A 512-nucleotide genomic window follows, 5' to 3' on the forward strand; every position below is an offset into this window, starting at 1 on the left:
TCCCAGATGCCGTGGTCGGCCTCGTGCCAGCGGCGGGCTACGGCTTGGGCCATGGAGCGCACCAGGTCCCAGTCACGGTCGGACAGGGCCCCCTTGGCCTGGGCCAGGTGGGTGATGAGTTCGACCACGGGCCCGAACACGTCCAGCTGGACCTGGTGGTCAGCGAGGTTGCCGATGCGTACCGGGCGTGATCCGGCGTAGCCGGACAGGGACTCGATGACCTCTTCGGGGCCCAGGTCGGTGCCGCGCAAGGAGTAGAGAGGGCGCAGGAGTTCGGGGGAGGGCAGGGAGGCCACCACCTGGTGCACCCAGTCCAGGAAGGCTTCGGCCTCGATGGTGGAGCCCAGGGTGACCAGGGCCTGGACGGTCAGGGCGCCATCGCGCAGCCAGCAGTACCGGTAGTCCCAGTTACGGACCCCGCCGATCTCCTCGGGCAGGGAGGTGGTGGCCGCGGCCATCACACCCCCGGTGGGGGTGCACAACCCCCGCAGCGTCAACGCCGAACGGGCGGC

At 70.5% G+C, this 512-nt stretch carries 1 protein-coding gene; it reads right to left on the reverse strand.

All coding sequences use genetic code 11. The features are described 5' to 3' along the window. The coding region (locus tag D457_RS33945; RefSeq protein ID WP_039832105.1) for a glycoside hydrolase family 15 protein at positions 1-482 on the reverse strand (482 nt) is incomplete at its 3' end. Positions 483-512: the final 30 nt, after the last annotated feature.

Origin of the sequence: Nocardiopsis valliformis DSM 45023 (assembly GCF_000340985.1) — a bacterium.
Lineage (GTDB): Bacteria > Actinomycetota > Actinomycetes > Streptosporangiales > Streptosporangiaceae > Nocardiopsis > Nocardiopsis exhalans.